This is a genomic window from Arachidicoccus sp., from assembly GCF_050436765.1.
Lineage (GTDB): Bacteria > Bacteroidota > Bacteroidia > Chitinophagales > Chitinophagaceae > Arachidicoccus.
The window spans coordinates 1-5,280 of the sequence record NZ_JBNQGD010000138.1 but is presented as its reverse complement, the minus strand read 5'-3'; the positions used below and the strand labels follow the sequence as shown (position 1 = coordinate 5,280).

Sequence of the window (5,280 nt, the reverse complement as noted above, 5' to 3'; positions counted from 1 at the left end):
AAAATAGAAATAGTGGGGTCTACCTGCCAATAACATAATCCAATGGCAAATGCTATAAATGCTGCAGTAATACTAAATAATGTTGCAGAAACCTGTGTAGACGTAAGCCCTAAATCCAAGAGTACATGATGAACATGTGTTCTGTCGGGTCTGAATGGAGAATAGCCACGCAAGATTCTCGTTGTAAATACTCGGAACGTATCATAAACGGGAACAATAATCGCTGCCAACGCAATAGAAATGTTGCCGTTTTGCTGACTTAACCTACTTAAAAATCCTGTTGAAGTATTTGATCCGATTTTATTCACAAATGCGATACTGAGTACGGAGGCTAAAAAGCCAATTATTAAAGAACCGGTATCTCCCATAAATATTTTTGCAGGAGCAATATTATACTTTAGAAAGCCTACAATTGCGCCCGAAATTGTAAAGCAAATCATAGCAAGACCAATATCATTATTCCAAGCAAACATGCTTCCAAGGAAGGAAAATAGTAGTAAACTCAATCCACCAGCAAGACCATCTACTCCGTCAATCAAATTAAACGCATTTGTTACAAAGGTGATTCCTATTACAGATAAGACAAAACTAATTAGATAAGGCAATTCATGGATGCCAAAAATACCATCTAAGTTGGAGAGTCGAATGTCCGCGATATAAACAACTATTATTGCTGCAATAATTTGAGCAACAAATTTTTTATAAGGATCGATAGAGACTAAATCATCTTTTAGACCTGTTACAAAAAGTAAGAACGCGCCCGCTAAAATATAGCACCACCCTGCGAAATAAGATCCAACATTAAAAATACAAGCAACAAATGCAAAAGCAGAGAATAACGCAATCCCCCCCAAATTAGGCGTAACATTTAAGTGCTTTTTTCTATAATCTGGTTTATCCAACAGCTTTTTCTTTTTCGCTACAAAAATTATACTAGGAATAGCAAAAACGCTAATGCTCATTGCCAGAATGAACATTGCACCATAAACAACCGTGGAATAATGATTTAGGTCGAGATATCTCATATGATTGTTTAAACTAAGAAAGTTATTTTTTGAATTATTTCAGAGATAAATCTTTTCTAACCAAAAAATGTGCCGAAAGATCAAATGAAGAAACGATTTAATATCAATCCTTAATTAAGATTTACATTTGCGAAATTAAGGTAATATTTTGGTAAAAAAGCCGTTTGAGGTAACAAATAACTATTCCTTCATTTATGTTTGACATAATTAGTATTTAGCCACTTCTTGTAGCTTTTACAAAATATAAATACATTCCTAACAAATAAGACATTTTGGTATTGCATTGATTTGCAATACTTTTGTGCTCTAACGCGAAAAGAAAATGAATTCGACAAAAAGATATTTGATTACCGCTGCTTTGCCCTATGCAAACGGGCTGAAACATATTGGTCATTTGGCTGGTGCTTATTTACCGGCTGATATTTACGTGCGTTATTTAAAAGCGCAAAAGAGAGAAGTAATATTTGTATGTGGGAGTGATGAACATGGGACAGCCATTCCTATTCAAGCAAAAAAGGAAGGGACTACTGCCCAAGCCATTATTGACAAATACCATCCAATTATTAAACAAAATTTTGAGGATTTATGTATTGATTTTGATATTTATCACCGCACGTCGGCACCCTTACATCATAAAACTGCTCAAGAGTTCTTCAAAAAATTGAATGATAATGGTGATTTAGAGATAAAAGAAACTGAACAGTATTTCGATGAAGCTGAACAAACATTTTTGGCTGATCGTTTTATAAAGGGCACTTGTCCTAATTGCGGATTTGAAGAAGCTTTTGGTGATCAATGTGAGAAATGTGGTACAAGTTTGAGTCCTGAGTTATTAATCAATCCGGTAAGCACATTAAGTGGGAATGCGCCCATAAAAAAACTGACAAAACATTGGTATTTGCCCTTAAATCGCCATGAAAATTGGCTTCGGGAATGGATTTTGGCGACACACAAAAATGATTGGAAGACCAATGTGCTTGGTCAATGTAAAAGTTGGTTAGATAGTGGTTTGCAACCTCGGGCTGTAACGCGCGACCTTGATTGGGGCGTGAAAGTTCCTGTGGAAGGTGCCGATGGGAAAGTGTTGTACGTGTGGTTCGACGCACCTATTGGTTATATTAGTGCGACTAAACAATATTGTTTGGATAACGATATAGACGCTGATGTTTTGTGGAATGACAAAGATACCAAGCTAGTACATTTTATAGGGAAAGACAATATTGTTTTTCACTGTATTATTTTTCCGATAATGTTGAAATTACATGGGAATATTCTACCAGATAATGTTCCTGCAAATGAATTTGTCAATCTCGAAGGTGATAAAATGAGTACCAGTCGTAACTGGAAACTGGAGATGCAGGATTATATAGATGATTTTGTAAAAAAGGAAAATGGTGGTCCTCAGTTGGTGGACGTTTTAAGATATTATCTCACCACTATTATGCCCGAAGCCAAAGACAGTGAATTTACCTGGAAAGGCTTTCAAGATGCTAACAATAGTGAATTGGCAAATATTTTTGGGAACTTTGTTAATAGAAGTTTTGTGCTAATGCATAAACTTTGTAAGGGTAAAGTACCTCCTTTACATGCTGGAATTTTGGATAATAAGGATGAAGCGTTGATTGCGGACATTGAAAATGCGAAAATTGTTATTGAGAAGAGTATTGAAAACTATAAGTTTCGCGATGCCCTGTTTGAAGTAATAGATCTTGCTCGAAAAGGTAATAAATATATGCAGGAAAAAGAGCCTTGGATTGTTGCGAAAACTTTGGGAGAAAATCCACAAAATCAACAACTCATCGACAATTGTCTGCATCTATGTTTGCAGCTCACGGCCAACCTCGCCATTTTTGTGAATCCTTTTTTGCCAAATACTGCTCGTAAGTTATGTAAAATGATGAAAGTGGTAGATAAGATGTTAGAATGGCAAAACGGGGGTAGAATTAAATTGTTGAGTGTTGGGTATTCGCTTCGCGCGCCGGAATTATTATTTAGGAAAATTGAAGATGAGGAGATAAATGCGCAGATAGAAAAATTGAAAAATGGAGCCAAACACGACGCTAAAAGCCTATTATCAAAGACCGAAAGTTTAAGGTCGGAAACGACGCCCACGGTTCAAAAGCCTGCCATACAATTTGATGATTTTGCAAAAATTGATTTACGCATCGGCACAATTATAGAGGCTGAGAAAATTCCCAAAGCAGATAAATTATTAAAACTGCAAATTGATTTAGGCAATGAAATCCGTACTATTTGTTCCGGTATTGCTCAACATTTTTCTCCTGAAGAAATTATAGGGAAGCGTGTCACGGTTGTTGCGAATCTCGCTCCGAGAAAAATGCGCGGTATTGAAAGTAACGGAATGATCTTAATGGCTGAAAACTCCTTAGGAAAATTAGTTTTTGTAAATCCTGATGACGAGGTAGAAAATGGTGTGGGTGTAAACTAAAATTTTCTGCTTAAATATTGAATATGAAGAAGATTATTTTCTTGCCAATTGTCGTTTTGACTTTTTCTTTCTCGTTTGCTCAAAAGAGTAGTACAAGGCAAGCGATCCTTCATGTAATGCAATCTCAGCAAATAGCCTGGAATAATGGTGATATTGATGGTTTTATGAAAGGCTATTGGAAAGACGATAGTCTTCAATTTGTCAGCTCGAAAACGATTACTTACGGTTGGAGAGAAATATTGGACCACTATAAGAAAAGTTATCCTAATAAGGCATCAATGGGTGTATTGCAGTTTAGTAATTTGCAAATTCAACAACTTTCACCAAAAGCCTGTTTTGTGATAGGTGTTTGGCATCTCAATCGGGTGAAAGATGAGGTAGGCGGCCATTTTACATTATTATTCAAAAAAATAAATAACTATTGGGTAATTGTTGTTGACCATACCTCTTGAGTTAAATAGCTGTGTGATTTGCCGAGATTATTTTACCTTTTATTAAGAATGCATAGGCGCCAAACAAAATTCCTGAAAATACTAAAGTTGACACAATGCTGTAAGGAAAATAAAACGGCCAACCAGCAACATAACATTGTTGCAAACCTGCTAGGCTTTTTGGATAATAGTTGCCAGTAATCCAAACAGAAAAATTGGATAAAATATAAAACAAAGTAGGTGCTGCAACGGAGGCGACAGCAATATTTAGAACTTTTGCTTTTTTGATAAAAAAGCCTAGGCAAGTTACCAGGGCAAATAAAATATAATTGATTAACTGCCCGCTATAAAATCCAGGCACACTCCATTTTCCCGCCTTGAATAAAATCTCAAATAACACATCAGAAAGGAAGAAGGTAATTAATGGTAAAGCGAAAGCATATTTTTTATCCTTACTAAAAAGCACGCCCCCAAAGATAGCCATAGCAAACATGGGTGTAATGCCGTAAATGCCACTCGGCATAGGTATTAAGCGATATAAAATAGCAACAGCAATAAGCAAGGTGAAGCTTAATAGGATTTTATAGGACAATTTCATTTTTTAATTTTTAAATTCTGCGTTGTATGGCAAATATACTTTTTTTTGTCGTTAATTATTAATGTTCCATGTCATGAATTTGATGAATCCGAATTATTCACTTCTACTAATTATAAGCAATAGTCCAGGCAATAATATGCCTTTTTGGCTATAAACAAAAAGCCTGAAATTCTGATCTCAGGCTTTTTATGTATTCCTATTTTATAGAAGCATTCTTAATGGCTCTTCCAGTAGAGATTTAAGCGTTTGTAAAAAAGCGGCTCCGCTTGCGCCATCGACTACCCGATGGTCACAACTCATTGTTACTTTCATTATATTGCCAACAACTATTTGTCCATTTTTTACAACTGGTTCCTGCGAAATGCCCCCGATCGCCAAAATACAAGCATCTGGTGGATTGATGATTCCTGTAAACTGGTCAATACCAAACATCCCCAAATTACTAACGGTAAATGTACTGCCTTCCCAATCGGATGGTTGAAGCTTTTTATCTTTAGCTTTTTGTGCAAATGTTTTTACCTCAGCAGATATTTGAGAAAGAGATTTGCCATCTGCGAAACGCACAACAGGCACCAATAAGCCATCTTCTACAGCTACAGCAACACCTATATTTACGTGATGATTGATTCTGATTTTATCGCCCAACCAACTGCTGTTAACAGTCGGATGTTGTTTCAGTGCTACTGCAACAGCTTTTAAAACGATATCATTGAAACTAATTTTTGCTTTCCCATCTTTATTTAATTTGGGCCTTGCTTCTACAGCTGCATCCATATT

Annotated in this window: 5 protein-coding genes; 2 read left to right on the top strand and 3 right to left on the bottom strand. The window is 36.0% G+C overall.

Annotation, left to right across the window (positions count from 1 at the left end; genetic code table 11):
- On the bottom strand, positions 1-1,025 hold a 1,025-nt coding region (locus ACQR30_RS05715; protein ID WP_429732545.1), incomplete at its 3' end, for an MraY family glycosyltransferase.
- 322 nt (positions 1,026-1,347) lie between these two features.
- Here ACQR30_RS05715 and metG point away from each other — a divergent pair.
- Positions 1,348-3,474 (top strand): methionine--tRNA ligase, encoded by a 2,127-nt coding sequence (gene metG / locus ACQR30_RS05710; RefSeq protein WP_429732542.1) that lies wholly within the window; start codon positions 1,348-1,350, stop codon positions 3,472-3,474.
- Between the two features lie 23 nt (positions 3,475-3,497).
- Complete coding sequence (locus ACQR30_RS05705) at positions 3,498-3,926, top strand: YybH family protein (RefSeq protein ID WP_429732539.1); 429 nt, start codon at positions 3,498-3,500, stop codon at positions 3,924-3,926.
- A gap of 1 nt (position 3,927) precedes the next feature.
- Here ACQR30_RS05705 and ACQR30_RS05700 read toward each other — a convergent pair whose 3' ends face one another.
- Entirely contained in the window at positions 3,928-4,503 is a 576-nt protein-coding gene (locus ACQR30_RS05700) for a DUF6580 family putative transport protein (protein ID WP_429732536.1), read from the bottom strand.
- A 201-nt stretch (positions 4,504-4,704) separates the two neighbouring features.
- Positions 4,705-5,280, bottom strand: a 576-nt coding sequence (locus tag ACQR30_RS05695) for a 2-oxo acid dehydrogenase subunit E2 (protein ID WP_429732534.1), incomplete at its 5' end; no start/stop codon positions are given.